Origin of the sequence: Streptomyces sp. NPDC058308 (genome assembly GCF_042880275.1) — a bacterium.
Classification (GTDB): domain Bacteria; phylum Actinomycetota; class Actinomycetes; order Streptomycetales; family Streptomycetaceae; genus Streptomyces.
Genome location: NZ_JBHVZA010000007.1, coordinates 1 through 24,648, shown reverse-complemented (window position 1 = coordinate 24,648; position 24,648 = coordinate 1). Strand labels below are relative to the sequence as shown.

The following is a 24,648-nucleotide window of genomic DNA, read 5'->3' as shown; positions in this document are numbered from 1 at the left end:
GGCCCAGGTCCTCGCGCTCGAACCGGCCGACCGGGCCGTGCTGTTGGAGACGCTGGACGCCTGGCTGGCCTGCGAGGGTTCGGCGGGACGGGCGGCCGGGCGCCTCTACTGCCACCGCGACACCGTGTTCACCTGCCTGCGCCGCCTGGGGACAGCGGACCTCCCCTTCCCGCTCCCTTGTGACCTGGTGGAGGTGACCCTGGCCCCGGAGGCGCATCGGCTGCCGCCGGGGTGAGTGGGTTTCCCAATCTCTGTATAGGAAATTCCCGATAGGCGGGAGTCGGGTCTCTGCGTAGAATCTTGGCGTGCCGGATATTGGTGAAATAGCGCGCCCATCACTGCAGTCCAGCATGCTCGCCCGCCACCGAAGGAGCATTTTGCAGACCCGGAACATAATGACGAAGCGCTTCCTGGCCACAATGGCCGCAGTCACCGCGATCGGTGTGGGCGGGGTGATCTCGTCGAATGCTTCTGCCGCCCCTTCTGCGAAAACCGCACCGGTCGCCGCCGACAAGTCGGGCCCGGTTCCCGGTACTGATCAGGACGGCCGTGATCTTTACGCGGGCCTGATCTTCCTGCAGGGGGATCTCGGCAAGAAGTTCGCCGAGCTGGGGTCGTACTCCGGCGCCCCCGATTCCTACCGAAAGAACAATAATGCCGAGGCGCGCAGGGCCGTCGCCCAGGTGCTCGACGCGATCACCGAGAAGGAGCCCGGCTTTTTCAGCGCCTTCTCCGCAAAGGTCCGCTCCGGCGATCCCCGCAAGGTCGAGTCCGGAATGGATCAGGCCGTCAAGCTGCTCACCGACGTCACGGTGGACGAGAAGGACACCGGCAAGAACTCTGGGGACGTGGGTACGGGTACCGGTCGCTGCGCTGTCCTCGCGGTGAACGTGCTGGTCGCCGTGAATGTAGGCGGTGCTGTGAATGTTTCCGTCGCAGTCAATGTGCAGGCATGGAAGAACGTCGTCAATATGTCGAGGGCAGCACCCGACGACGAGGGCGGCATCACCAAGGAGCAAAAGGTCGCCGACATCACCCGGCTCGCCGCTGCGTGATCCACAGCAGCCGAACACCTATTTACACCCAGCTTGCAGATCGCTGATGAGACTTGCCGAGTACATACCGCTACGAGTAACTGATAGCGCTAGTCACACCCGCGTACCGAGCAGATGGATCGCCGTCGCTGCCGTCATCTGGGCTGTGATCGCCCTCTACTTGGCCCAAATATTTGTACCGAAGAATGCCCTCCACTTACCGGGGCAGGAGAAGATGCACGACGTCGCGTTCGTGGTCGCCCCTCAGGGCTGGGCGTTTTTTACTAAGTCCGCCAAGAGCTCCGAGTTCGTTCCTTTCCGTCGGCAGGGCGAGGAATGGCGCGATATCCGGCTTGGGCCGCACGCTCGCGCCTCCAATTCCTTCGGCCTGGACCGTGCCTCTCGCTCCCAGGGCATAGAGGGAGCTCTGCTCCTGCACGAGAAGGGCATCTCCTGGCATCCCTGCGGTGACGCCACCTCTGCTGCCGAATGCCTTCAGAAGGTCTCTGTGGCGCGAAAATTGAAGAACCGTTCGCCTTCGCCCAGCATCTGCGGACGCTCGGCCATGGTCGAGATGAAACCGGTTCCGTGGGCTTGGCGCGATCTGCTGTCGGGCACCCACACGCCGGTGCGTGCTGCCGTCTGGGATGTGGAGTGCTGACATGGCCGCCGACCGCCTCGTCCGCCTGCCGTGGAGCAACGTCTACGGCCTGGCACGCACCCTCGTCGCCCTCGGCACCGCGGGCACCCTCGCATTCTCCAGCGTCGACACCCTGTTTCGCCCGGTCGCTCTAGCCGGTGACTTTCCGGCCTGCGAGGGAGCCACTTCAGCTTCCGTGTTCTGCCTCGCGAAGGACGACCACACCGGCCTTTTGTGGCTGAAGTGGCTGTGCGTCCTTCTGCTCCTGATCGTCGCTTCCGGCTGGCGCCCCCGCCTCACCGCCGTTCCGCACGCCTATGTCAATTACAGCGTCTTCGCGGGGATCGCCATCAGCGACGGCGGTGACCAGATCGGGCTCGTCCTGTCGATGCTGTTCATCCTGCCCGCCCTGGGGGACCCGCGCCGGTGGCACTGGCAGGCACCGCCATCGGACGAAGGCTCCCGGGCCCGCCGAGGCTGGGCTCTCATCGGCTCCTCGGGACTGCTGATGCTGCGGCTGCAGATGTGTGTCGTCTACTTCACCGCGTGCGTCGCCAAGCTGCCGCATCAGGAGTGGTACGACGGAACGGCCATGTGGTACTGGAGCACCAACCTGAGCTTCGGTGCTCCCCCTTGGCTAGCCGCTGTCGTACGTCCTGTCGTGTCGACGCCATGGGGTGTCGCCCTGATGACGTGGCTTCCCTTGCTCATCGAGATCACACTCGCCGTCGCCCCGCTGTTGCCGCAGCGGGTTCGCTGCGCGGCGATGTGGGCGGGGTTGCTGTTCCACTTCTCGATCGGGCTGATGATGGGTCTGTGGAGCTTCGCCCTCGCGATGGCGGGCGGCATCCTGGTGCTCTGCCTGCCGTCCGGCGCCACCATCGCCCGGCGCCGGGCGCACCCGACTGCCGAGGCCCCTGCCGAACCTGTCGAACCTGTCGAACCTGTCGAACCCACGACGCTGCGACCTCCGGTACGAACCGCCGGTTGACACGCAGAGGGCGGACTCCCGCCGGAGCCGCCGCATCTACTCCCGGCCCATACACGTCGAGACCAGCGCGAGCGTTTCGGCATCCGACATGCCGATCCGCCGAGCGGCAGCCACCAACTGCCGTGCTTGTTCGACGACTGCGGCGCGGTCCTGCGGAGCGCATGCGACCACGACCGCCCCTCGGCCGCGCCGCAACTCGATGAGCCCCTCGGCCTGGAGCGCCTGGTAGCCCCGCAGCACGGTGTGCAGGCTGATCCCCAATGCGCCGGCCAGATCCCTGGCAGCCGGCAACCGGTCACCGACGCGCAGCGAACCGGCGAGCATGGCGCGTCGGGCGGCCGCGGCAACCTGTTCCGACAGCGGTTGCGTGGAGCTTGTATCGATCTCCACCAGCATGGCGTCAACGCCCTTCAGAAAGGTCCGTGATCAGACGTGCGGCAGTCCCGGCATCGTCTACTGTCACGACAAACTCTCGCCCACTGCTCAGCGCCAGCCACAGGGCATCGCCCGGCCGCAAGGACACGGCATGCCGACCGGGCATCACGCGATAGCCGAAGCCCCCCAGGTCGGCGAGGCGGGCGTAGCCGGAGCGCGCGGCCACGATCTGATCCGAGCGGAAGCGCCGGATCGGCATCCGAGCAGCGGAGACGGTGAGACCGCCCGCGTCGACGGTAACCCTCGTACTGCCGAACAGCACGAGAAGCAGGCCCATGAACGCCGCAAAGAGCAGCCACCAGCTCACTGTGACGTAGGCGAGACCGCCGCTTGCGGCGACCAGGAGCGCTCCGGCCGGTGCGCACCAGGCAGGCCCCGCCTTCCGGCTCCAGGCCGCCCTGCGAGGGGCGGGCGGCGTCATCATCGGTCCGCCTTCCATGCCAGTGCCGCCCCGAGAGCGCCGCCCGCCAGGCAGATGGCGATGGCGATCCCCCCGTGCACCGCCATGGAGAAGTCGAGGTCGCGCGGGTCGGACAGCCCGGCGTTGGCGGCGAAGGAGGCGGTGAGGAAATAGCCCTCGCCCAGAGCGGCGCCCCACCCGCAGGCGGCAACGAGTCGATACTGCCCGGCCGTCTGGCGGCGGCCTATCAGCAAGTATCCGAACAGGGCTGCCTCGGCCAGGTATATGGCGACGGTGATGGCGACCAGCTTGAGGGGCGACATGAAGCCGTCGGGCCCGGAGAAGCCCACGTGCGAGACCACCTTGTCCGGCAGTCGACCGCGGACAGCCGCGTAGACGGCCAGCTGTGCCACGGCGGCGGCGAGCCACGGGGCGGCACCTAAGGCGATCCGACTGCGATCGGAGATTCCGGGACGCGTCCTTCTGGCCTGGGAGGTCATGAGCTCTCCAACATCAAGAACTATTGTTACAGTACTACTGTAACAATCACCTGATGAGTTGGCACGCCCAAGCTCGCCCCCCACGCGGCAGGTTCCGCAGGAGCAGCGGGTGGTAGTGGTCGTTGTGGTCGAAGGGCATGCGGGGGAGCCTCGCACACCCCTTCGGATCACCCGGGGCGTTCCGCCCGGCCCAGTTCGGATCACCGGGGGCGTTCCGCCCGGTTCAGTTCGGATCACTGGGGGCGTTCCGCCCGGCCCAGCAATCCGTCGATGACCGCGCCCAGTTGGCGGGTCACGTCGTAGTCCTCGGTGAGCTCCGCCCAGCGGCCCGCGAGTGCCGCGAGGTAGGGGAGTTCGGCCGCGTCCGCGCCGGTGAGCAGGCCGGGGAAGTGGCGCTTGCGGTCCGGGTCCTCGGCGCGGCGCTCCATCGCGCGGCGGAAGGCCAGGTCTCCGTAGACGCAGTGCCAGATGGTCCGGTACGCGCGTACGGCCTCCTCCGGGGTGAGCCCGCACGCGACGCAGGAGGCGATGATCTCTTCGACCATCCACAGGGCGCCCTCGTCGGTGAGGTCGCCGAGGCTGAGCACTTCGACCACCCAGGGCATCCCCGCCAGGATGCCGTGCATGTGCACCGAGACGGCGAGAAGGCGCTCGCGCGGGTCGGCGGGCAGTTCGGGGCGCGGGACCGTCGCGGCCGTACCGGCGAGCGTGAGCATCAGGAGCTCGTCCTTGTCGCGCACGTGGTGGTAGAGCGCCATCGGCGTCGCGCCGACCTCCTTGGCGACCCGGCGCATGCTCAGGGCCGCGACGCCCTCCGTCTCCAGGATCCGGCGGGCCGTCGCGACGATCGTCGCCGTCTCGATGCGCCGGGGGCGCCCCACGGCGCGCTTCTTCCCCGCGCCTGGGGTCTCGGCTCTCGCCCCGGCCCCGGCCCCGGACCCGGCCGCCGTCTGCTCGTTGTCATCTGCTGCCACCTGCTCATTGTCGCGCCTGGCCAGGGGAGCGGGGTAGCAGCCCTTGCGTAGTTTCTATACACGTATAGTAATCTGCGTCGCATGGTGAACACGGTCACTACGGTGAACTCGAACGCTCCGCGAGGACCTTGGCTGCTGCCGGTGCTGCTCACCGTGCAGTTCCTCGTCTCCCTCGACATGTCCGTCGTCAACATCGCCCTGCCCGACATGGGTGACGACCTCGGCTTCGCCCCCGACGCGCTGCTCTGGGTCGTCAACGCCTACGCGCTCGCCTTCGGCGGCCTGCTCATGCTCGGCGGACGCCTCGCCGACCTCGTCGGCCGGCGGCGCACCCTCATAGGGGGCTTCGCGGCCTTCGGCGCGGCGAGCCTCGCGGGCGGACTCGCCCTCGCGCCGGGGCAGCTCATCGCGGCGCGGGCCGTGCAGGGGGCGGGCGCGGCGGCGCTCGCTCCCGTCGCGCTCGCCCTGATCACCGTGAACTACGCGGCGGGGTCCGCGCGGTCCCGGGCGCTCGGTCTGTGGGGCGTCTCGGGGGCGCTCGGCGGGGCCGTCGGGATCATGGCGGGCGGGCTGCTCACCGACTGGGCCGGCTGGCGCTCCGTCATGCTGGTCAACGTCCCCGTGGTGCTCGCCGCCCTCCTCGCCGCACGGCACGGGGTGCCCGCCGACCGCCGTACGGGACCCGCGCCCCGCCTCGACATCACCGGCGCCCTGCTCGTCACGGCCGGGACGACGCTGCTCGTCCTCGGCCTCGCGCGCACGCAGACGTACGCCTGGGGGTCGGGCACCACGCTGGGCACGCTCGGCGCCGCGGCCCTGCTGCTCGCCGCCTTCGTCGCCGTCGAGTCCCGCAAGCGGGAGCCGCTGCTGCGCCTGGGCCTGCTCGGCGCGGCGCACCGGTCCGTGCTCTCCGCGAACGTCTTCGCCCTGCTGATGTCCTCGGGACAGTTCGCCGCCTTCTACTTCACCTCGCTCTACCTCCAGCAGGTGATGGGGTACGGGCCGACGGCGGCCGGCGCCGCGTTCCTGCCGTTCTGCGCGGGCATCGTGGCCGGGTCGACGGTCGCGGCCCGGACGGTCGGGCGGCTCGGCGAGCGGACGCTCCTCGTGGCGGGCGGGCTGCTCGGCGCCGCCGGGTTCGGGTGGTTCGCCCTGACGGTCGGGGCGGACGGCACGTTCCTGGGCTCCGTCCTCGGGCCCTCGCTGGTCGCGAGCGTCGGCATCGGCCTGTGCTTCGTACCGCTCGGCACGGCGGCGACCAGCGGCGTCGCCCCCGGGGAGACCGGCATGGCCTCCGGACTGCTCAACAGCTCCCGTCAGCTCGGCGGCTCCCTCGGCCTCGCGCTCCTGGTCACGGTCGCGGCGAGCGCCACGGGGGAGGGGCAGGGCCGGAGCGCCCTCGCCGAAGGGCACGCGGCGGCCTTCACGGCGTCCGCGGGACTCCTGGTGGCGGCCGCGCTGGCGACGGCGGTGCTGCACGGCCGTCGTACGACCCCGACCGCACCTCTGCGGCCTGCGAAAACACCCGTCGGGAAAGAAACTTCGAAAAATCCCGGCGACGATGTCGAAACGGGCGTCTCCCGTTCGACGCAGGAGTGAGAGGCGAGGAGAGGCCCCGCCACCACCCGATGGGAGACAGCCATGCCGCGCTACCTGACGATGATCCGCATCGACGAGAACAACGCGCCCGAGGGCGGCCCGAGCGCCGAACTGCAGGAGCGCATGGGCGCCCTGCTCGAAGAGCTCACCAGGGCAGGGGTGATGCTCGACACCGCGGGTCTGCGGCCGACCTCGGAAGGCACCCGCGTGACCTGGGACAAGGGCGAGATGTCCGTGACCGACGGCCCGTTCACCGAGACCAAGGAGGTCGTCGGCGGCTACTCGATCTGCCAGGCCAAGGACATGACGGAGGCGGTCGAGTGGACCAAGCGCTTCCTGCGCACCCATGAGGACTACTGGACGGTCACCGCGGAGGTCCGGGAGATCGAGGGCTAGGGTCCTTCTGACGGACCCCGGGTCCCGCCCGACCGGTCCAGGCTCTCTCGCCCGGACCGGTTGCAGCCTTTGCGGGGGGTGCGCCGGGGTGTTCTGATGGGTGGCCGTGAGCCTTCCGCCGGAGCACCCCCGTCGCACACCGCCGGAGCAGCGGTCCCGCCACGCCGTCGAGACCGTCTTCCGCCTGGAGTCGCCGCGCATCATCGCCGGTGTCACGCGGATCGTACGAGACGTCGGCATCGCCGAGGAGCTGGCGCAGGACGCCTTGGTGGCGGCCCTCGAACAGTGGCCCGGGCAGGGCGTCCCCGACAACCCGGGCGCCTGGCTCATGGCCACCGCCAAACACCGCGCCATCGACCTGGTGCGCCGCCGCGAGCGCTACGCCGCCAAGCTGGCCGAGGTCGGCCGTGACCTGGAGACCATGGGGCCGGGCGCGGACGATCCCGCCGGTCCCGCCGGTCCCGCCGATTCTGACGGTCCCGACGACATCGACGACGACCTGCTCCGCCTCGTCTTCACCGCCTGCCACCCGCTGCTCTCCGCCGAGGCCAGGGTGGCGCTCACCCTGCGCCTGCTCGGCGGCCTGACCACCGCGGAGATCGCCCGCGCCGTGCTCGCCGCCGAGCCCACCGTGGCGCAGCGCATCGTGCGGGCCAAGCGCATCCTCGCCACCAAGGACATCCCCTTCGAGGTCCCCCACGGCCCGGACCGCGAGGCCCGCCTCGGCTCGGTCCTCGAAGTCATCTACCTCATCTTCAATGAGGGGTACGCCGCCACGGCGGGTGACGACTGGCTGCGCCCGGCGCTGTGCGAGGACGCCCTGCGCCTGGCGCGGGTCCTCGCCGGCCTCATGCCCGGGGAGTCCGAGGTGCACGGCCTGGCCGCGCTCCTCGAACTGCAGGCGTCGCGCGCGGCGGCGCGCACGGGACCGTTCGGCGAGCCGGTGCTGCTCAAGGAGCAGAGCCGGGCCCGCTGGAACCGGCTGCTCATCCGGCGGGGTTACGCCGCCCTGGCGCGGGCCAGGGCCGCGGTCGCCTCGTCCAGAGCTCTCGGCCCGTACGCGCTGCAGGCCGCGATCGCCGCCTGTCACGCCCACGCGCACACGTACGAGGAGACGGACTGGCAGCAGATCGCCGTCCTCTACGGCCTGCTTGCCGCCCGCACCCCGTCCCCGGTGGTCGAGCTGAACCGGGCGGTCGCGGTCTCGATGGCGCAGGGCCCGGAGCCCGGCCTGTCCCTGGTCGACGCGCTCACCGCCGAACCGGCCCTGAAGGACTACCACTTGCTGCCCAGCGTGCGGGGCGACCTCCTTGAGCGGCTCGGCAGGACGGCCGAGGCGTGCGCGGAGTTCGAGCGGGCGGCGTCCCTTGCGCGCAACGAGAGGGAGCGGGAGCTGCTCCTCGCGCGGGCGGCCTCCTGCCAGCTCTGAGCGGCCGCGTGGATCAGTGCTGGTCGGCCTGGATCAGTGCCGGCCGGTCCGGTTCAGTGCCGGTCGGCCCGGGTCAGTCCGTCGCGGCCGGTGCCGGATGCCCGATCAGCATCGTCGGCGCGCCCGCCACCCGGGTCAGGAAGACGGTCGCGGACTGCTTCCCCTGAGGCTTCACCTTGCGCCGCAGCTCCTCCGGCTCGACGGCGGACCCGCGCTTCTTCACGGTGAGGATGCCGACCCCGCGCTCCCGCAACAGTGCCTTCAACTTCTTTACGTTGAAGGGGAGTTGATCGGTGATCTCGTAGGCGGTCGCGTACGGGGTGCCGTGCAGGGCGTCGGAGGTGACGTACGCGATGGTCTCGTCGATCAGCCCGCCGCCGACCCGGGCGGCGACCTCGGCGACCAGGTGCGCGCGGATGACCGCGCCGTCCGGCTCGTACAGATACCGCCCGACGGGACGCACCTCGGGGTCGGGCAGCATCGCGTCGAGCGAGGACCACAGGGAGGCGGCGCCGGGCAGCAGCGTCGCGCGGTGCGAGGAGGGCGCGTCCGTGCCGAACCAGAGCACGGCCTCCTTCACGTCGCCGCCGTCCGAGATCCACTCGGCCCCCGCCTCGGCGGGGACCGCCTCGTGCGGGATGCCGGGAGCGATCTTCAGCGCGGCGCGCGGCGCCCTCAGTGCCGTCTCCACCGCCCACGACAGGGGTGGGGAGTAGGACTCCGGATCGAAGATGCGGCCGCGCTTGGCGGAGCGGCGCGCCGGGTCCACGAACACCGCGTCGTACGCCGACGTGTCGACCTCGGTGACATCGGCCTCGCGCACCTCGATCAGCTCGGCGAGCCCCAGGGCCTCCGCGTTGGCGCGGGCGACCGCGCAGGTCAGCGGGGAACGGTCGACGGCGAGCACGGAGATCCCGGCCCGCGCCAGAGCGATCGCGTCGCCGCCGATGCCGCAGCACAGGTCGGCGAGCGAGCGGACCCCGAGGGCCCTGAAGCGCTCGGCGCGATAGGTGGCGACGGAGGAGCGGGTGGCCTGCTCGACGCCGTCCGGCGTGAAGAACATCCGGGCCGCGTCCCCGGCGCCGAACTTCGCCGCGGCCCGCTGGCGCAGCCGCGCCTGCGCGAGGGCGGCCGTGACCAGGGGAGCCGGGTGCGTGCGGCGCAGCCGGGTGGCGGCGGCGAGCTCCTGCGCGGGCTCGACGTCCCGCACCTCGTCGAGCAGGGCCCGGCCCTCGGCGGTACGGAGGGCGGCGAAGGCGGCGAGGGGGTCCACGAGGCCGGCCTCGTGGCCGCTCGGCGTGTTCGGGTCGTTCACCTGCCCCATTGTGGGCCAGTCGGTGGATGGTGCGCGGCCGGTGGCGGTGTCGGGGCCTCGAAACGGCCTTGAGCTGCGAGGATCCGGCTCCATGCAACTAGTACGACAAAACGTAAAATACGCCAGAAGACGGAACAACCGGGTACGCGCCGCGGTGGCCGTCCTGGCCGCCTCCGCCATCGCGTCGGGCTGCGCCTCCGCAGGCGGTTCCGGCGCGGACCCCGCCCACGGCCAGCAGCCGCTCAACGCCCCGCCCGCCCGCGCTCTCGACTCCTACGCCCAGAAGCTCGGCGCGATCCAGGCCGCCAGGGTCGCGGCGGCCAAGCGCTGGGGCCTGGCCAAGACCCCGCTCGCCGCGCCCCCACCGCCCAGGACCAAGCCGCGGATCACCACCCGCAAGGGCTTCGACGTCAAGGGCCAGTCGAGCCTGCCGCCGGTCTTCACGACGATCCCCACCAAGGAGAAGGTCGTCTTCCTGACCATCGACGACGGCGCCGAGAAGGACCCGGCGCTGCTCAGGATGATGGGCGAACTGCACCTGCCGTACACCGCGTTCCTCAGCGACTACCTGGTCAAGGAGGACTACGGCTACTTCAAGAAGATGCAGGACCGCGGCGTCACCCTGAACAACCACACCCTCCACCACCGCTATCTGCCCGGCCTGTCGTACGAGGGCCAGCGCCGCGAGATCTGCGGCATGCAGGACGTCATCGCGAAGCACTACGGAAAGCGCCCCGAGCTCTTCCGTCCGCCGTACGGCAACTACAACCGCGACACCCTGCGCGCCGCCAAGTCCTGTGGCGTCAAGGCGGTCCCGCTGTGGGCGTCGGAGGCCTTCGCCGACCACATGGAGTGGCGCGAGTGGGACAAGGACCTGCATCCCGGCGACATCATCCTCACGCACTTCCGGGGGCGTGAGGACTGGAAGGGCACCATGCCCGACATGGTCCGCCGGGTCATGAAGACGGTCACGGACAAGGGCTACGCGGTGGCCAAACTGGAGGACTACCTGTGACCCCCCGGGCGCGAGCGCGCCGCCGCCGCCTCCTCGCCGGGGCCCTGCTGTGCGGAGTACTCGCGCCCGCACTGCTCGCGGGCTGCGCGGAATCAGTGGACCCGATCGAACGCCTGGGCAGAAAGGCAACACAAAAGATGCCCCGCAGACCAGGCACACCCTCACACCCGACCCCAGAGCCGGGCTCAGAGCCGAGCTCGCACCGCTGTGGGCAGGCGTTCCGCTGGGGGTCCCCCCAGGCCCTTGAGGCACTGGGGGAGGAACGGGTGGGCACAGCCCCCGGTGCAGGGCCACAAGAATCAGGGCCCCCACGAATCGCCGCCGGGGAACCCGAAGAGCCCGAGAACCGTTGCCCCGACAGGGAAAAATCGCCGCCCGCCCCGCCCAGGGGCACCCACATCCGCTAAAGCCCGACGCAGTCGACTGGCACTCCGCTTGACCGAGTGCTAATCCCCGTCCTAGTCTCACTTCTGGCACTCCCCACTGGAGAGTGCCAACAGCGACGGGCAGGTCCGGCACCCGCGACGACGGATCCACCTGGTCGCCACACTCAGACTCTTAACCCCGTGAGATCTCCGAAGGGGGAGACCGGATCGTGACGACCGCCAGCTCCAAGGTTGCCATCAAGCCGCTCGAGGACCGCATTGTGGTCCAGCCGCTCGACGCCGAGCAGACCACGGCCTCCGGCCTGGTCATTCCGGACACCGCGAAGGAGAAGCCCCAGGAGGGCGCTGTCCTCGCTGTGGGCCCGGGGCGTTTCGAGAACGGCGAGCGCCTTCCGCTCGACGTAAAGGTCGGCGATGTCGTGCTGTACAGCAAGTACGGCGGCACCGAGGTGAAGTACAACGGCGACGAGTACCTCGTCCTCTCGGCTCGCGACGTGCTCGCGATCGTCGAGAAGTAATTCACCGCTTCACCTGCTTCACCAGCAGATTTGCTTTTGAGCTGCGCCCCTGGTCACCCCGCTGATTGCCGGGCGGCGAGGGGCGCAGTTCGTTCATCCGAGTTTTCGAGAGGGCTGAATCGCTCCCATGGCGAAGATCCTGAAGTTCGACGAGGACGCCCGTCGCGCCCTTGAGCGCGGCGTCAACAAGCTTGCCGACACGGTCAAGGTGACGATCGGCCCCCGCGGCCGCAACGTCGTCATCGACAAGAAGTTCGGCGCGCCGACCATCACCAACGACGGCGTCACCATCGCCCGTGAGGTCGAGGTCGACGACCCGTACGAGAACCTCGGCGCCCAGCTGGTGAAGGAGGTGGCGACCAAGACCAACGACATCGCTGGCGACGGCACCACCACCGCCACCGTGCTCGCCCAGGCCCTGGTCAAGGAAGGCCTGCGCAACGTCGCCGCCGGCGCCTCCCCGGCCGCCCTGAAGAAGGGCATCGACGCCGCCGTCGCGGCCGTCTCGCAGGAGCTCCTCGCCACCGCCCGTCCGATCGACGACAAGGCCGACATCGCGGCCGTCGCCGGTCTGTCCGCCCAGGACCCGCAGGTCGGCGAGCTCATCGCCGAGGCGATGGACAAGGTCGGCAAGGACGGTGTCATCACCGTCGAGGAGTCCAACACCTTCGGCCTTGAGCTCGACTTCACCGAGGGCATGGCCTTCGACAAGGGCTACCTGTCGCCGTACATGGTGTCCGACCAGGAGCGTATGGAGGCCGTCCTCGACGACCCGTACATCCTGATCCACCAGGGCAAGATCTCCTCCATCCAGGACCTCCTGCCGCTGCTCGAGAAGGTCATCCAGGCCAACGCCTCGAAGCCGCTCCTGATCATCGCCGAGGACGTCGAGGGCGAGGCCCTGTCGACCCTGGTCGTGAACAAGATCCGCGGCACCTTCAACGCCGTCGCGGTGAAGGCCCCCGGCTTCGGCGACCGCCGCAAGGCCATGCTCGGTGACATCGCCACCCTCACCGGCGCCACCGTCATCGCCGAAGAGGTCGGTCTCAAGATCGACCAGGTCGGTCTCGACGTGCTCGGCACCGCCCGCCGCGTCACCATCACCAAGGACGACACCACGATCGTCGACGGTGGCGGCAACAAGGCCGAGGTCGAGGGCCGCGTCGCCCAGATCAAGGCCGAGATCGAGTCCACGGACTCCGACTGGGACCGCGAGAAGCTCCAGGAGCGCCTCGCGAAGCTGGCCGGCGGCGTGTGCGTCATCAAGGTCGGCGCCGCCACCGAGGTGGAGCTGAAGGAGAAGAAGCACCGTCTGGAGGACGCCATCTCCGCGACCCGCGCCGCGGTCGAGGAGGGCATCGTCTCCGGTGGTGGCTCCGCTCTGGTGCACGCCGTCAAGGTCCTCGAGGGCAACCTCGGCAAGGAGGGCGACGAGGCCACCGGTGTCGCCGTCGTCCGCCGCGCCGCCGTCGAGCCGCTGCGCTGGATCGCCGAGAACGCCGGCCTCGAGGGCTACGTCATCACCTCGAAGGTCGCCGAGCTCGACAAGGGCTTCGGCTTCAACGCCGCGACCGGCGAGTACGGCGACCTGGTCAAGGCCGGCGTCATCGACCCGGTCAAGGTCACCCGCTCCGCCCTGGAGAACGCCGCGTCCATCGCGTCGCTGCTCCTCACGACCGAGACCCTGGTCGTCGAGAAGCCGGCCGAGGAAGAGGCGGAGGCCGGTCACGGCCACGGCCACGGTCACTCGCACTGACCTGATTTGTAGCTGAGGCCCGACGTCCCGTTGAGGGAGTCGGGCCTCAGCCATTTCGGGGGCGCGTCTGCCGGGTGCCTGGCGCGTCGCCGTCCGTGGATCGTCCTCCGTCCTCGCGCAGTTCCCCGCGCCCCTGACGGGGCGCTCACCGAAGTCGCCCTCAGGGGCGCGGGGAACTGCGCGACCAGCCGAAGGCGGCCCGCACCCGGCAACGGTGGACAACCAGGCAGACGCACCCCGCCCCCGCGAAGGCCCCCGCAGGCCTACTGCGGCCCGTATTTGCGGCCGGTACGGGACGTGACGCCGCCCAGCAGCGCCCGCGGCGTCACCTTCACCACCCCCATCAGCGCCTTGTACCGCGGGTCGGGGACGGACAGCGTGCGGCCGCGGGAGAGATCGACGAGTGCCGTCGCGACCAGCTTGTCCGCGTCGAGCCACATCCAGTTGGGGATGTTGGACGTCCCCATCCCGGCGCGCTCGTGGAACTCCGTGCGGACGAAGCCGGGGCAGAGCGCCATCAGCCGCACCCCGGTGCCGGCCAGGTCCTTCGCCGCGCCCTGGGTGAACTGCACGACCCACGCCTTCGAAGCCCCGTACGTCCCGCGCGGCACGAACGCCGCCACCGACGCGACGTTCACGACCCCGCCGCGCCCGCGCTCGCGCATCGACTCCGTCGCGGCCGACGTCAGCCGCAGCACCGCCTCGCAGTGCACCTTGAGCATGGTCAGCTCGTCGGCGAGCGAGACCTCCAAGTAGCGGCCCTTGTTGCCGAACCCCGCGTTGTTGATCAGCAGGTCGACTGTGTCCCTGCGGTTCGAGAGCCGCTTCTCGACGGTCTCGATGCCCGCGTCCGTCGCGAGGTCCGCGGTCAGCACCTCGGCCTCGATGCCGTGCCGGTCGTGCAGCTCGGTCGCCTGCTCGCGCAGCCGCTTGGTGTCGCGAGCCACCAGGACGAGGTTGTGCCCGTCACCGGCGAGGCGCCGCGCGAAGGCGGCGCCGATGCCGGCGGTTGATCCCGTAATCAGAGCCGTAGTCATGGCCCAAGGCTAGTGAGCGCGCGCGGCCCCCGTGGCGCGCCGTCGGCCCGGCGTCAGGTCACGAGGCCCTCGGCGGCGTGCTGCGCCAGGTACCTGCGGGCGCGTTCGGTCGTCTCGGGGTGCAGGGCGTCGCCCGCCGCGAGCAGCCGCGGCAGCAGCGACTTCTCCGTCGTGACGGCCCGGAACTGGAGGCCGACGGTGACCTCGTGCTCGGGCCGGTGCACGATCCGGACCGCGTCCCCGGCCCGGATCTCGCCCGCCACGATCACCCGCAGATACGCGCCGGGAGCACCCTCTCCGGTGAACCGCTTCACCCACCCCGGCTCGTCGAGGTGGCCCTGGAACGTACGGCAGGGGATGCGCCCGCTGGTCACTTCGAGCACCAGATCGGAGCCGATCTGCCAGCGCTCGCCGATCCGCGCGCCGGTCACGTCGACCCCGGACATCGTGAGGTTCTCGCCGAACGAGCCGTCGGGCAGCGGCCGCCCGAGGGTCTCCTGCCACGCGTCGAGGTCCTCGCGGGCGTACGCGTACACCGCCTGGTCGTTCCCGCCGTGGTGCCGCAGGTTGCTTATCTGGTCCCCGGCCAGGCCGCTGCCGCCGACGCCCTTCGCGCCCGGCGCCGTCACGAGGACCGGCCCGCGCACCGGCCGCTTGTCGATGCCGGTGCTGCCGGAGCGCGAACCGGCGTACTCGACGACCCTGCGACGGCCTATGTTCACCGAAAGAAGCTCCATGCTCAGCAGGCTAAGCCCGCCCCCTCAAAGCTGCGAAGCATTATTTCGCGATATGTCCAAGCGCCGCTTATGCTCGATCCCATGATCGAGGCCCGTCACCTCCGCGTCCTGCGCGCCGTCGCCGCCACCGGCTCCTTCTCGGCCGCGGCCCGCGAGCTCGGCTGCACCCAGCCCGCCGTCAGCCAGCAGATGAAGGCCCTCGAATCCTCGACCGGTACGCCGCTGCTGATCCGCACCGGCCGTGAGATGCGCCTGACCCAGGCCGGCGAGGCCCTGGTCAGGCACGCCTCGGGCATCCTCGCCGGGCTCACCGCCGCGGAGGAGGAGGTCGCCGCGATCGCGGGCCTGCGCGCGGGCCGGGTGCGGCTCGTCTCCTTCCCCAGCGGCAGTTCCACCCTCGTTCCCTGCGCCCTTGCCGCCCTGCGCGCCGCCCACCCCGGCACCCGCGTCTCCCTCGTGGAGGCCGAGCCGCCGCGCTCGGTGGAGATGCTGCGCGAGGGCGACTGCGACGTCGCCCTGGCGTTCCGGTACGAAGGGGCGACGGCCGCCGAGGAGTGGGGCGACCTCATCGTGCGTCCGCTGCTCGCGGACCGGCTGGTCGGTCTCGTGCCCGAGGGGCACCGGCTTGCGGGCGCGGACTCGGTCACCATCGGCGAGTTCGCCGACGAGTCATGGATCGCGGGGTGCCCCCGCTGCCGCAGGCAACTGGTGGAGGTCTGCGAGAGCGCGGGCTTCGTGCCCCGGATCGATTTCGCGACCGACGACTACCCGGCGGTGATCGGCCTGGTCGGCGCCGGACTGGGAGTGGCGGTGCTGCCCGAGCTCGCGATCGAGTCGGTGCGCCCCAAGGGCGCCGTCACCGTGACGGTGGAGCCTGCCGTGCAGCGGGAGATCGTCGCGCTCACGCTGCCGGACCTGGCACAGGTGCCGGCCGTCGCCGCCACGCTGGACCATCTCGCGCGGGCCGCTGCCCGCTGAGGAGGGGGGCGGTAGTCGCCCCGGGACTGCTCCGGAGCTCGCCGGAAAGCCTGTTCGAAGAAACGTTCCTTCAGCTGTGCGACACGGCGCTGCCCGCCGAGGCTGACGCCGTGACCAGTCGGTTGCGCGCGCGCCCCATGAGCTCTTCGCGCTCGTCCTCGGTCAGTCCGCCCCACACGCCGTACGGCTCGCGCACCGCGAGGGCGTGCGCGGCGCACTCCGCGCGCACCGGGCACCGCATGCAGACCTCCTTGGCGGAGTTCTCACGTGCGCTGCGCGCCGCTCCCCGCTCGCCCTCCGGGTGGAAGAAGAGCGAGCTGTCGACCCCGCGGCAGGCCGCGAGGAGCTGCCAGTCCCACAGATCTGCGTTCGGTCCGGGAAGGCGGGAGAAATCTGCCATTGCTGGTCCCCTTGATGCCGTTCTTCGCGGATACGGTGCCCATGACCGTACATCTACTGTCTAAGGAGATGAAAATATGACTCATTGCGAATCTAGCCATAGACACCAGGAAAAGGGAAGAAAAGCCGCTAAATGGGGCATAGCTTGTGATGAAAGGTTGAGGGTCTTCCGCGCGCTCTGCGCTGTGTCCGCGCCCTCACGTAGAGTGCCGAAGGTGGCTGACTGCCCCGTAACTCTTTCGGGTGACCGTCGTTGAGAGTGCGAGGCGGTTGAAAGAACAAGCGCTCGGGCAGGTGTCCGAGAGCGTCAACCGCACAGGTGACGATATGTACCAGCCTGGAGGCTCAAGGTGACGCGCAGCAGCTGTGAGAGCCGCGGAGGACAGTCATGACATCTGTCCTCGTGTGCGACGACTCCCCGCTTGCCCGAGAGGCGCTCCGCCGCGCGGTCGCGACCGTGCCCGGTGTCGAGCGCGTGACGACAGCGGCCAACGGCGAGGAAGTCCTCCGCCGCTGGGGCGCCGACCGCTCGGACCTGATTCTGATGGACGTACGCATGCCCGGACTGGGCGGCGTCGAGACCGTCCGGCGGCTGCTGTCCGCCGACCCCGGTGCGCGCATCATCATGCTCACCGTCGCCGAGGATCTGGACGGGGTCGCGCTCGCGGTCGCCGCCGGCGCCCGCGGCTATCTGCACAAGGATGCCTCCCGCGCGGAGCTGCGGGCGACCGTCACCCAGGCGCTCGCCGACCCGACGTGGCGGCTGGCACCGCGCAGACTGCGCTCGGCCGAGATGGGCGCCGCGCCCACGCTCACCGCGCGTGAGATCCAGGTCTTGGAGGGCATGAGCCACGGCCGCTCGAACGCGGAGATCGGGCGTGAGCTCTTCCTCTCCGAGGACACGGTGAAGACGCACGCCAGGCGGCTCTTCAAGAAGCTCGGCGCCTCGGACCGGGCACACGCCGTGGCGCTCGGTTTCCGCTGGGGTCTGGTGCGCTGAGTGTGCTGCCGCGGGGGGTCCGCGATCCCCGTCTGCCACCCGGCGGGCGGGGCGACGGATGCCCGCCGCTGCTTGTTTCGTCGCCGATGCCGCATCCTTGAGGTGTGGAGTTCCTCGGGGACGAGTCGATCGAGCGGGAGGGGAGGGCGCAGGAGATGAGTTCCGGCGCACCTGCTCATAACGCTTCAGTGCACAACTACGGACGCGGTGCCGCGGATCCTTCGCCGTCAAGGCACCATGGACCGATGCGCGATGACAAGACGACGGTGATCGGTGCCCTCGTCCTTCGCGCGGTCGAGGGCGACGAGCAGGCCACGCACGACCTTCTCGCACACGTGCACCCCTTGGCGCTGCGCTACTGCCGCACCCGGCTGTCCCGACTGCCGGGTGACGCACGGCACTTCGTGGAGGACCTGGCGCAGGAAGTCTGTGTCGCCGTGCTCCTCGCCCTGCCGCGGTACAAGGACACGGGCCGCCCCTTCGAAGCCTTCGTCTTCGCGATCGCGGCGCACAAGGTGGCGGATCTGCAGCGGGCGGCGATGCGGCACCCCGGATCCACCGCTGTGCCCTCCGACGAGATGCCGGAGCGGCCCGACGATTCGCTCGGTCCCGAGGAGCGTGCGCTGCTCAGCAGCGATGCCGAGTGGGCCAAGAAGCTCCTCGCCAACCTCCCCGACAACCAGCGGGAGCTGCTGCTCCTGCGGATCGCCGTCGGGCTGACGGCCGAGGAGACCGGACAGATGTTGGGGATGTCACCGGGCGCGGTGCGGGTCGCCCAGCACCGGGCGCTGAGCAGGCTGAGGGCGCTCGCCGAGCAGTAGGGGCGGTCCGGTTCGGCGTGTCGCCGGGTACGTGTGAACGTACAAAGCCGACCGATGATCTTGATCGTGGAATGAGACACCCCCAGAGCCCGTTAGCATGGACATCCGCACCGATCAAGGCCATTTGGGGAAGGTGTCATGACTGCAAACGTCGACGGAGTGCCCGAGAAATTCGCGACGCTCGGGCTGACCTACGACGACGTGCTGCTGCTGCCGGGCGCATCGGAAGTGCTCCCGAACGCGGTCGACACCTCGTCCCGCATCTCACGGAACGTCCGGGTGAACATCCCGCTGCTGTCCGCGGCGATGGACAAGGTCACCGAGGCCCGCATGGCGATCGCCATGGCCCGGCAGGGCGGCGTCGGTGTTCTGCACCGCAACCTCTCCATCGCGGACCAGGTCAACCAGGTCGACCTCGTGAAGCGGTCCGAGTCCGGCATGGTCACCGACCCGATCACGGTGCACCCGGACGCGACGCTCGCCGAGGCGGACGCGCTCTGCGCGAAGTTCCGGATCAGCGGCGTCCCGGTGACCGACGCGGCGGGCAAGCTGCTCGGCATCGTCACCAACCGGGACATGGCCTTCGAGAACGACCGCAGCCGGCAGGTCCGCGAGGTCATGACGCCGATGCCGCTGGTCACCGGCAAGGTCGGCATCTCGGGCGTGGACGCCATGGAGCTGCTGCGCCGCCACAAGATCGAGAAGCTGCCGTTGGTCGACGACGCCGGGCTGCTCAAGGGTCTCATCACCGTCAAGGACTTCAAGAAGGCCGAGCAGTATCCGCACGCCGCCAAGGACCCCGAGGGCCGGCTGCTCGTGGGCGCCGCCGTCGGCGCCAGCCCCGAGGCGCTCGAGCGCGCCCAGGCGCTGGCCGGCGCCGGGGTGGACTTCCTGATCGTCGACACCTCGCACGGCCACAACAGCAACGCCCTGAGCTGGATGTCGAAGATCAAGTCGAGCGTGGGCGTCGACGTGATCGGCGGCAACGTCGCCACCCGTGACGGCGCCCAGGCGCTCATCGACGCCGGTGTCGACGGCGTCAAGGTGGGTGTCGGACCGGGCTCGATCTGCACCACCCGCGTGGTCGCAGGCATCGGTGTCCCGCAGGTCACCGCGATCTACGAAGCCGCGGTCGCGGCCCGCGCGGCCGGCGTGCCGGTCATCGGCGACGGTGGCCTGCAGTACTCCGGTGACATCGGCAAGGCGCTGGCCGCCGGCGCCGACACGGTGATGCTCGGTTCGCTCCTCGCGGGCTGTGAGGAGTCGCCGGGTGAGCTGATGTTCATCAACGGCAAGCAGTTCAAGTCGTACCGCGGCATGGGCTCGCTCGGCGCCATGCAGTCCCGTGGCCAGGGGAAGTCCTACTCCAAGGACCGCTACTTCCAGGCCGAGGTCGCCTCCGACGACAAGCTCGTGCCCGAGGGCATCGAGGGCCAGGTGGCCTACCGCGGCCCGCTGGCCAACGTGCTGCACCAGCTCGTCGGGGGCCTGCGCCAGACGATGGGCTACGTCGGCGCGGCGAGCATCGACGAGATGGAGACCAAGGGCCGTTTCGTCCGCATCACGTCCGCGGGCCTCAAGGAGAGCCACCCGCACGACATCCAGATGACGGTCGAGGCACCGAACTACAGCCGCAGCAAGTAGAGCCTTCCGGCTCACGCGTGCGCGTGGGAGGGGCGGCCCCGGTCACCGGGGCCGCCCCTTCCGTGTGCGTCGGGGATACTGGACAGGCAGACCAAGAGGGAAAGGCCCCACAACGTGACTGAGATCGAGATCGGGCGCGGCAAGCGCGGCCGCCGCGCGTACGCCTTCGACGACATCGCCGTCGTACCGAGCCGGCGCACCCGCGACCCGAAGGAGGTCTCGATCGCGTGGCAGATCGACGCCTACCGCTTCGAGCTGCCCTTCCTGGCCGCTCCCATGGACTCCGTCGTCTCCCCGCAGACGGCCATCCGTATCGGTGAGCTGGGCGGCCTCGGCGTCCTGAACCTTGAAGGCCTCTGGACGCGGTACGAGGACCCGCAGCCGCTCCTTGACGAGATCGCCGAGCTGGACGCGGAGACCGCGACCCGGCGCCTCCAGGAGATCTACGCGGCCCCGATCAAGGCCGACCTGATCGGCCAGCGCATCAAGGAGGTGCGTGACGCGGGCGTGGTCACCGCCGCCGCGCTCTCGCCGCAGCGCACCGCCGAGTTCTCCAAGGCCGTCGTGGACGCCGGGGTCGACATCTTCGTGATCCGCGGCACCACCGTCTCCGCCGAGCACGTCTCCGGCGCCGCCGAGCCGCTGAACCTGAAGCAGTTCATCTACGAGCTGGACGTCCCGGTCATCGTCGGCGGCTGCGCCACCTACACGGCCGCCCTGCACCTGATGCGCACCGGCGCCGCGGGTGTCCTGGTCGGCTTCGGCGGCGGCGCCGCGCACACCACGCGCAACGTCCTGGGCATCCAGGTGCCGATGGCCACCGCCGTCGCCGACGTCGCGGCCGCCCGCCGGGACTACATGGACGAGTCCGGCGGCCGGTACGTGCACGTCATCGCCGACGGCGGCGTGGGCTGGTCCGGCGACCTGCCCAAGGCCATCGCGTGCGGCGCGGACTCCGTGATGGTGGGCTCCCCGCTGGCCCGCGCCACGGACGCGCCCGGCAAGGGCCACCACTGGGGCATGGAGGCCGTCCACGAGGACGTGCCGCGTGGCAAGAAGGTCGACCTGGGCACGGTCGGCACGACCGAGGAGATCCTCACCGGTCCTTCGCACATTCCGGACGGCTCGATGAACTTCTTCGGTGCGCTGCGCCGCGCGATGGCCACGACGGGCTACAGCGAGCTCAAGGAGTTCCAGCGCGTCGAGGTGACGGTCGCGGACTCGCAGCACAAGCGCTGACGGACTGACGGTCCGGTTTCTGGACGCAGATCTACGAAGGGCCCCGGTACCTCCTGGTACCGGGGCCCTTTCGCATGCTCGAAGACAGGCGCTCAGAGCCTGTGGGCCGCGCCCGCCGGGGTGGCGCCCCTGGTGTCGAGCAGGAGCTGCGCCTTCACCGCGAGACCTTGCAGGTCGTACGTGCGGTGGTGCTGGAGCAGGATCGTGAGGTCGGCGTCGGCCGCCGCCTCGTAGAGGGAGTCCGCGCGCGGGACGGGGCGGCCGAGCACGCTCCAGCTGGGCACGTAGGGGTCGTGGTAGCTGACCGCCGCGCCGAGCTCCATGAGGCGGGTGGCCACCTCCTGCGCGGGGGCGCCCTGCTGGTCGGCGAGGTCGGGCTTGTAGGTGACGCCGAGGAGCAGGACGCGGGCGCCGCGGGCGGACTTGCCGTGTTCGTTGAGCAGGGTCGCCGAGCGCTGGATGACGTACTGGGGCATGCGGTCGTTGACTTGCTGGGCCAGTTCGACCATGCGCAGGGGGCGGACGCCGCGGGAGGGGTTCGGGACGTCCAGGGGGACGCCGTGGCCGCCGACGCCGGGTCCGGGGCGGAAGGCCTGGAAGCCGAAGGGCTTGGTCTCGGCGCAGCGGATGACGTCCCACAGGTCGATGCCCATGTCGTGGCAGAGCACCGCCATCTCGTTGACCAGGGCCATGTTCACGTGCCGGTAGTTGGTCTCCAGGAGGTGCACGGTCTCGGCCTCGCGTGGGCCGCGGGCGCGCACGACCTTGTCGGTGAGGCGGCCGTAGAAGGTGGCGGCCGACTCGGTGCAGGCCGGGGTGAGGCCGCCGATGACCTTGGGGGTGCCCGCGTAGCCGTGGCTGCGGTTGCCGGGGTCGAGGCGGCCGGGCGAGTACGCGAGGTGGAAGTCGCGCCCGGCGCGCAGGCCCGAACCCGATTCGAGGATCGGACGGAGGAATTCCTCCGTGGTCCCCGGGTAGGCGGGGGACTCCAGGATCACGGTGGTGTGCGGGCGCAGGCGGGCGGCCAGGGCCCGGGCGGCCTCGGCCACCTGGCTCAGGTCGAGCGAGCGGTCGGCGGCCGGTGGAGTGGGGGCGCAGATGACCGCGGTGCGGACCCGGCCGAGTTCGGCCGGATTGACGGTCGGCCGGAAGCCCCCCGAGAGCATCCGGCGGACGTCGGCGGCGGTGAGGGTGCCTTCGGCGCCGTCGCACGGCAGCCGGCCGCCGGCCAGGTCGGCGGCGCGGACGGGGTCGTAGCCGATGGTGGCGATGCCGCGTGCGACGGCGGCCTGGGCGAGGGGCAGGCCGAGGTGGCCGAGGCCGATGACAGCGAGATCTGCGGGCATGGCGGTGGGCCGTCCTCCCAATAGCCGGAGTGGGACGAGTGCGCAAGCCCTGTGGACAAGGCGGACCAGCGCAATGTCAGACTAGGAGTAAATATGACCGATTTGCGGTATTGCGTTGCGTGGGGTTCCGGAGTGTTGTCCACAGGCCGGGGCCGCGATCAGCGGGCGGCGGAGAAATCTGGGCATGATGTGAGTCCGACCACACCCGAGCTCAACGGGAGGCAGCGGTGAGGACAGCGACACTGGGGCCGGCGGAGCGTGCCGAGTCACTTGCGGGAATGGCCGAACGGGAGCTGGACATCCTGGTGGTGGGCGCGGGAGTGGTCGGTGCGGGCACGGCGCTCGACGCGGTGACCCGCGGCCTGTCCACCGGCCTGGTCGAGGCGAGGGACTGGGCTTCGGGCACGTCGAGCCGGTCCAGCAAGCTGATCCACGGCGGGCTCCGCTATCTGGAGATGCTCGACTTCGCGCTCGTGCGGGAGGCCTTGAAGGAGCGCGGCCTGCTCCTGGAGCGGCTCGCCCCGCATCTCGTGAAGCCGGTGCCGTTCCTCTACCCCTTGCAGCACAAGGGCTGGGAGAGGTTGTACGCGGGATCGGGCGTCGCGCTCTACGACGCCATGTCGATGTCCCGCGGACACGGCCGGGGCCTGCCCATGCACCGCCACCTGACGCGCCGCCACGCCCTGCGCGTCGCCCCGTGCCTGAAGAAGGACGCACTGGTCGGCGCCATGCAGTACTACGACGCCCAGATGGACGACGCCCGCTATGTGGCCACGTTGGTGCGCACCGCTTCGGCGTACGGCGCGAAGGTCGCCAATCGCGCCAAGGTCACCGGCTTCCTGCGCGAGGGCGAGCGGGTGGTCGGCGCCCGGGTGCAGGACGTGGAGGGCGGCGGGGAGTACGAGGTCCGTGCCAAGCAGATCGTGAACGCGACCGGTGTGTGGACGGACGACACACAGGCGATGGTCGGCGAGCGCGGCCAGTTCCACGTCAGGGCGTCCAAGGGCATCCATCTGGTCGTACCGAAGGACCGGATCAACGCGAGCACCGGGCTGATCCTGCGGACCGAGAAGAGCGTCCTCTTCGTCATCCCGTGGGGCCGGCACTGGATCGTGGGGACCACCGACACGGACTGGGACCTGGACAAGGCGCACCCGGCCGCCTCCAGCGCCGACATCGACTATCTCCTGGAGCATGTGAATTCGGTGCTCGCGGTGCCGCTCTCCCGGGACGACGTCCAGGGGGTGTACGCGGGGCTCCGCCCGCTGCTCGCCGGTGAGTCGGACGCCACGAGCAAGCTGTCGCGCGAGCACACGGTCGCGCACCCGGCACCCGGCCTGGTGGTCGTCGCGGGCGGCAAGTACACGACGTACCGCGTGATGGCCAAGGACGCCGTCGACGAGGCGGTGCACGGCCTGGACCAGCGCGTCGCCGAATGCGTCACGGAGGACATCCCGCTCGTCGGCGCCGAGGGGTACAAGGCGCTGTGGAACGCCCGCGCGAGGATCGCCGCGCGGACGGGACTGCACGTGGTGCGCGTGGAGCACCTGTTGAACCGGTACGGCTCCATGGCCGAGGAAGTGCTCGAACTGATCACCGCCGACCCGAAGCTGGGCGAGCCGTTGCCGGGGGCCGACGACTACCTGCGTGCCGAGGTCGTCTACGCCGCGTCGCACGAAGGCGCCCGGCACCTCGACGACGTGCTGACCCGGCGCACGCGCATCTCGATCGAGACGTTCGACCGGGGCACGCGCAGTGCCAGGGAATGCGCCGAGCTGATGGCGCCCGTCCTCGGCTGGGACAAGGACCAGATCGAGCGGGAGGTGCAGCACTACGAGAAGCGGGTGGAGGCCGAGCGGGAGTCGCAGCGGCAGCCGGACGACCTGACGGCGGACGCGGCACGCCTGGGGGCGCCGGACATCGTGCCCTTGAGTTGACCCCCTGCTGCTCCGCTGACGACAGGGGCTAGGCCCTGTCGTCAAACTCGCGTCTGCCTCGCGACGCCTGGCACGCACGCTCGCCGCGTTGTCGGGCTCATCCCGGTACGCCCAGTACCGGG

Annotated in this window: 25 protein-coding genes; 16 read left to right on the top strand and 9 right to left on the bottom strand. The window is 70.3% G+C overall.

Going from position 1 to position 24,648, the window contains the following annotated elements; translation table 11 throughout:
* The first annotated feature begins 37 nt into the window (after nucleotides 1–37).
* The 4 genes from ACFVYL_RS11770 to ACFVYL_RS11755 all read left to right on the top strand — a co-directional run bounded on the left by ACFVYL_RS11770 (nucleotide 38) and on the right by ACFVYL_RS11755 (nucleotide 2,665).
* A complete protein-coding gene (locus ACFVYL_RS11770) occupies nucleotides 38–235 on the top strand; it encodes a helix-turn-helix domain-containing protein (protein ID WP_389714750.1) in 198 nt (65 codons plus the stop codon).
* A gap of 70 nt (nucleotides 236–305) precedes the next feature.
* Entirely contained in the window at nucleotides 306–1,055 is a 750-nt protein-coding gene (locus tag ACFVYL_RS11765) for a hypothetical protein (protein WP_389714749.1), read from the top strand.
* Entirely contained in the window at nucleotides 943–1,695 is a 753-nt protein-coding gene (locus tag ACFVYL_RS11760; RefSeq protein WP_389714748.1) for an SdpA family antimicrobial peptide system protein, read from the top strand. The genes ACFVYL_RS11765 and ACFVYL_RS11760 overlap by 113 nt, the downstream gene beginning before the upstream one ends.
* A 1-nt stretch (nucleotide 1,696) precedes the next feature.
* Nucleotides 1,697–2,665 (top strand): sporulation-delaying protein SdpB family protein, encoded by a 969-nt coding sequence (locus ACFVYL_RS11755; protein WP_389714747.1) that lies wholly within the window; start codon nucleotides 1,697–1,699, stop codon nucleotides 2,663–2,665.
* Between the two features lie 36 nt (nucleotides 2,666–2,701).
* Here ACFVYL_RS11755 and ACFVYL_RS11750 read toward each other — a convergent pair whose 3' ends face one another.
* The 4 genes from ACFVYL_RS11750 to ACFVYL_RS11735 form a co-directional block, all read right to left on the bottom strand.
* Nucleotides 2,702–3,061: a GntR family transcriptional regulator gene (locus ACFVYL_RS11750; RefSeq protein ID WP_389714746.1), complete on the bottom strand. Its 360-nt coding sequence runs from the start codon at nucleotides 3,059–3,061 to the stop codon at nucleotides 2,702–2,704.
* 4 nt (nucleotides 3,062–3,065) lie between these two features.
* Nucleotides 3,066–3,407, bottom strand: a complete 342-nt coding sequence (locus tag ACFVYL_RS11745) for a hypothetical protein (RefSeq protein WP_389714745.1) — start codon at nucleotides 3,405–3,407, stop codon at nucleotides 3,066–3,068.
* Nucleotides 3,408–3,520: 113 nt separating this feature from the next.
* On the bottom strand, nucleotides 3,521–4,000 hold the full coding sequence (locus ACFVYL_RS11740; RefSeq protein ID WP_389714743.1) for a hypothetical protein: 480 nt from the start codon (nucleotides 3,998–4,000) through the stop codon (nucleotides 3,521–3,523).
* Between the two features lie 233 nt (nucleotides 4,001–4,233).
* Nucleotides 4,234–4,974, bottom strand: coding sequence for a TetR/AcrR family transcriptional regulator (locus ACFVYL_RS11735; RefSeq protein ID WP_389714742.1), 741 nt, complete (start codon nucleotides 4,972–4,974; stop codon nucleotides 4,234–4,236).
* 81 nt (nucleotides 4,975–5,055) lie between these two features.
* Here ACFVYL_RS11735 and ACFVYL_RS11730 point away from each other — a divergent pair, with 81 nt between their 5' ends.
* The 3 genes from ACFVYL_RS11730 to ACFVYL_RS11720 all read left to right on the top strand — a co-directional run bounded on the left by ACFVYL_RS11730 (nucleotide 5,056) and on the right by ACFVYL_RS11720 (nucleotide 8,398).
* Nucleotides 5,056–6,573 (top strand): MFS transporter, encoded by a 1,518-nt coding sequence (locus ACFVYL_RS11730; protein WP_389714741.1) that lies wholly within the window; start codon nucleotides 5,056–5,058, stop codon nucleotides 6,571–6,573.
* 42 nt (nucleotides 6,574–6,615) lie between these two features.
* Nucleotides 6,616–6,969, top strand: a complete 354-nt coding sequence (locus ACFVYL_RS11725) for a YciI family protein (protein WP_389714739.1) — start codon at nucleotides 6,616–6,618, stop codon at nucleotides 6,967–6,969.
* 106 nt (nucleotides 6,970–7,075) lie between these two features.
* The gene (locus tag ACFVYL_RS11720; protein WP_389714737.1) at nucleotides 7,076–8,398 is read left to right on the top strand and encodes an RNA polymerase sigma factor; all 1,323 of its coding nucleotides are present in this window, start codon (nucleotides 7,076–7,078) and stop codon (nucleotides 8,396–8,398) included.
* A gap of 73 nt (nucleotides 8,399–8,471) precedes the next feature.
* Here ACFVYL_RS11720 and ACFVYL_RS11715 read toward each other — a convergent pair whose 3' ends face one another.
* Complete coding sequence (locus ACFVYL_RS11715) at nucleotides 8,472–9,722, bottom strand: methyltransferase domain-containing protein (protein WP_389714736.1); 1,251 nt, start codon at nucleotides 9,720–9,722, stop codon at nucleotides 8,472–8,474.
* A gap of 82 nt (nucleotides 9,723–9,804) precedes the next feature.
* On the opposite strand from ACFVYL_RS11715, the gene ACFVYL_RS11710 reads away from it, so the two are divergent.
* From ACFVYL_RS11710 to groL, 3 genes are all read left to right on the top strand, one after another.
* Nucleotides 9,805–10,728, top strand: a complete 924-nt coding sequence (locus ACFVYL_RS11710) for a polysaccharide deacetylase family protein (RefSeq protein ID WP_389714735.1) — start codon at nucleotides 9,805–9,807, stop codon at nucleotides 10,726–10,728.
* 595 nt (nucleotides 10,729–11,323) lie between these two features.
* Nucleotides 11,324–11,632, top strand: a complete 309-nt coding sequence (gene groES / locus ACFVYL_RS11705; protein WP_006347174.1) for a co-chaperone GroES — start codon at nucleotides 11,324–11,326, stop codon at nucleotides 11,630–11,632.
* Between the two features lie 127 nt (nucleotides 11,633–11,759).
* Nucleotides 11,760–13,388: a chaperonin GroEL gene (gene groL, locus ACFVYL_RS11700; RefSeq protein ID WP_389714733.1), complete on the top strand. Its 1,629-nt coding sequence runs from the start codon at nucleotides 11,760–11,762 to the stop codon at nucleotides 13,386–13,388.
* A gap of 263 nt (nucleotides 13,389–13,651) precedes the next feature.
* On the opposite strand, the gene ACFVYL_RS11695 is transcribed toward groL, so the two are convergent.
* Nucleotides 13,652–14,425, bottom strand: a complete 774-nt coding sequence (locus tag ACFVYL_RS11695) for an SDR family NAD(P)-dependent oxidoreductase (protein WP_389714731.1) — start codon at nucleotides 14,423–14,425, stop codon at nucleotides 13,652–13,654.
* A 53-nt stretch (nucleotides 14,426–14,478) separates the two neighbouring features.
* Nucleotides 14,479–15,162 carry an MOSC domain-containing protein gene (locus ACFVYL_RS11690; protein WP_389714729.1) on the bottom strand — a complete coding sequence of 228 codons (684 nt, stop codon included), beginning with the start codon at nucleotides 15,160–15,162 and terminating at the stop codon, nucleotides 14,479–14,481.
* A gap of 81 nt (nucleotides 15,163–15,243) precedes the next feature.
* On the opposite strand from ACFVYL_RS11690, the gene ACFVYL_RS11685 reads away from it, so the two are divergent.
* Nucleotides 15,244–16,140 carry a LysR family transcriptional regulator gene (locus ACFVYL_RS11685; protein ID WP_389714727.1) on the top strand — a complete coding sequence of 299 codons (897 nt, stop codon included), beginning with the start codon at nucleotides 15,244–15,246 and terminating at the stop codon, nucleotides 16,138–16,140.
* A 70-nt stretch (nucleotides 16,141–16,210) separates the two neighbouring features.
* On the opposite strand, the gene ACFVYL_RS11680 is transcribed toward ACFVYL_RS11685, so the two are convergent.
* The gene (locus ACFVYL_RS11680) at nucleotides 16,211–16,540 is read right to left on the bottom strand and encodes a WhiB family transcriptional regulator (RefSeq protein ID WP_389714725.1); all 330 of its coding nucleotides are present in this window, start codon (nucleotides 16,538–16,540) and stop codon (nucleotides 16,211–16,213) included.
* A gap of 387 nt (nucleotides 16,541–16,927) precedes the next feature.
* Between ACFVYL_RS11680 and ACFVYL_RS11675 the strand changes: the two genes are divergently transcribed.
* From ACFVYL_RS11675 to ACFVYL_RS11660, 4 genes are all read left to right on the top strand, one after another.
* A complete protein-coding gene (locus ACFVYL_RS11675) occupies nucleotides 16,928–17,539 on the top strand; it encodes a response regulator transcription factor (protein ID WP_003948568.1) in 612 nt (203 codons plus the stop codon).
* 245 nt (nucleotides 17,540–17,784) lie between these two features.
* Nucleotides 17,785–18,360: a sigma-70 family RNA polymerase sigma factor gene (locus ACFVYL_RS11670; protein WP_055563244.1), complete on the top strand. Its 576-nt coding sequence runs from the start codon at nucleotides 17,785–17,787 to the stop codon at nucleotides 18,358–18,360.
* A 138-nt stretch (nucleotides 18,361–18,498) separates the two neighbouring features.
* Nucleotides 18,499–20,004, top strand: coding sequence for an IMP dehydrogenase (gene guaB, locus ACFVYL_RS11665; RefSeq protein ID WP_389714724.1), 1,506 nt, complete (start codon nucleotides 18,499–18,501; stop codon nucleotides 20,002–20,004).
* Nucleotides 20,005–20,118: 114 nt separating this feature from the next.
* A complete protein-coding gene (locus tag ACFVYL_RS11660) occupies nucleotides 20,119–21,243 on the top strand; it encodes a GuaB3 family IMP dehydrogenase-related protein (RefSeq protein WP_150171160.1) in 1,125 nt (374 codons plus the stop codon).
* 92 nt (nucleotides 21,244–21,335) lie between these two features.
* Here ACFVYL_RS11660 and ACFVYL_RS11655 read toward each other — a convergent pair whose 3' ends face one another.
* Nucleotides 21,336–22,589 carry a nucleotide sugar dehydrogenase gene (locus ACFVYL_RS11655; protein WP_389714722.1) on the bottom strand — a complete coding sequence of 418 codons (1,254 nt, stop codon included), beginning with the start codon at nucleotides 22,587–22,589 and terminating at the stop codon, nucleotides 21,336–21,338.
* A 227-nt stretch (nucleotides 22,590–22,816) separates the two neighbouring features.
* Between ACFVYL_RS11655 and ACFVYL_RS11650 the strand changes: the two genes are divergently transcribed.
* Entirely contained in the window at nucleotides 22,817–24,526 is a 1,710-nt protein-coding gene (locus ACFVYL_RS11650) for a glycerol-3-phosphate dehydrogenase/oxidase (RefSeq protein ID WP_389714721.1), read from the top strand.
* Nucleotides 24,527–24,648: the final 122 nt, after the last annotated feature.

Coding starts and splice junctions, on each gene's coding strand:
- ACFVYL_RS11760 (WP_389714748.1), top strand. CDS start 943: ATGTGCAGGCATGGAAGAACGTCGTCAATATGTCGAGGGCAGCACCCG.
- ACFVYL_RS11755 (WP_389714747.1), top strand. CDS start 1,697: ATGGCCGCCGACCGCCTCGTCCGCCTGCCGTGGAGCAACGTCTACGGC.
- ACFVYL_RS11750 (WP_389714746.1), bottom strand. CDS start 3,061: ATGCTGGTGGAGATCGATACAAGCTCCACGCAACCGCTGTCGGAACAG.
- ACFVYL_RS11740 (WP_389714743.1), bottom strand. CDS start 4,000: ATGACCTCCCAGGCCAGAAGGACGCGTCCCGGAATCTCCGATCGCAGT.
- ACFVYL_RS11730 (WP_389714741.1), top strand. CDS start 5,056: ATGGTGAACACGGTCACTACGGTGAACTCGAACGCTCCGCGAGGACCT.
- ACFVYL_RS11725 (WP_389714739.1), top strand. CDS start 6,616: ATGCCGCGCTACCTGACGATGATCCGCATCGACGAGAACAACGCGCCC.
- ACFVYL_RS11715 (WP_389714736.1), bottom strand. CDS start 9,722: ATGGGGCAGGTGAACGACCCGAACACGCCGAGCGGCCACGAGGCCGGC.
- ACFVYL_RS11710 (WP_389714735.1), top strand. CDS start 9,805: ATGCAACTAGTACGACAAAACGTAAAATACGCCAGAAGACGGAACAAC.
- groL (WP_389714733.1), top strand. CDS start 11,760: ATGGCGAAGATCCTGAAGTTCGACGAGGACGCCCGTCGCGCCCTTGAG.
- ACFVYL_RS11695 (WP_389714731.1), bottom strand. CDS start 14,425: ATGACTACGGCTCTGATTACGGGATCAACCGCCGGCATCGGCGCCGCC.
- ACFVYL_RS11690 (WP_389714729.1), bottom strand. CDS start 15,162: ATGGAGCTTCTTTCGGTGAACATAGGCCGTCGCAGGGTCGTCGAGTAC.
- ACFVYL_RS11685 (WP_389714727.1), top strand. CDS start 15,244: ATGATCGAGGCCCGTCACCTCCGCGTCCTGCGCGCCGTCGCCGCCACC.
- ACFVYL_RS11680 (WP_389714725.1), bottom strand. CDS start 16,540: ATGGCAGATTTCTCCCGCCTTCCCGGACCGAACGCAGATCTGTGGGAC.
- ACFVYL_RS11675 (WP_003948568.1), top strand. CDS start 16,928: ATGACATCTGTCCTCGTGTGCGACGACTCCCCGCTTGCCCGAGAGGCG.
- ACFVYL_RS11670 (WP_055563244.1), top strand. CDS start 17,785: ATGCGCGATGACAAGACGACGGTGATCGGTGCCCTCGTCCTTCGCGCG.
- guaB (WP_389714724.1), top strand. CDS start 18,499: ATGACTGCAAACGTCGACGGAGTGCCCGAGAAATTCGCGACGCTCGGG.
- ACFVYL_RS11655 (WP_389714722.1), bottom strand. CDS start 22,589: ATGCCCGCAGATCTCGCTGTCATCGGCCTCGGCCACCTCGGCCTGCCC.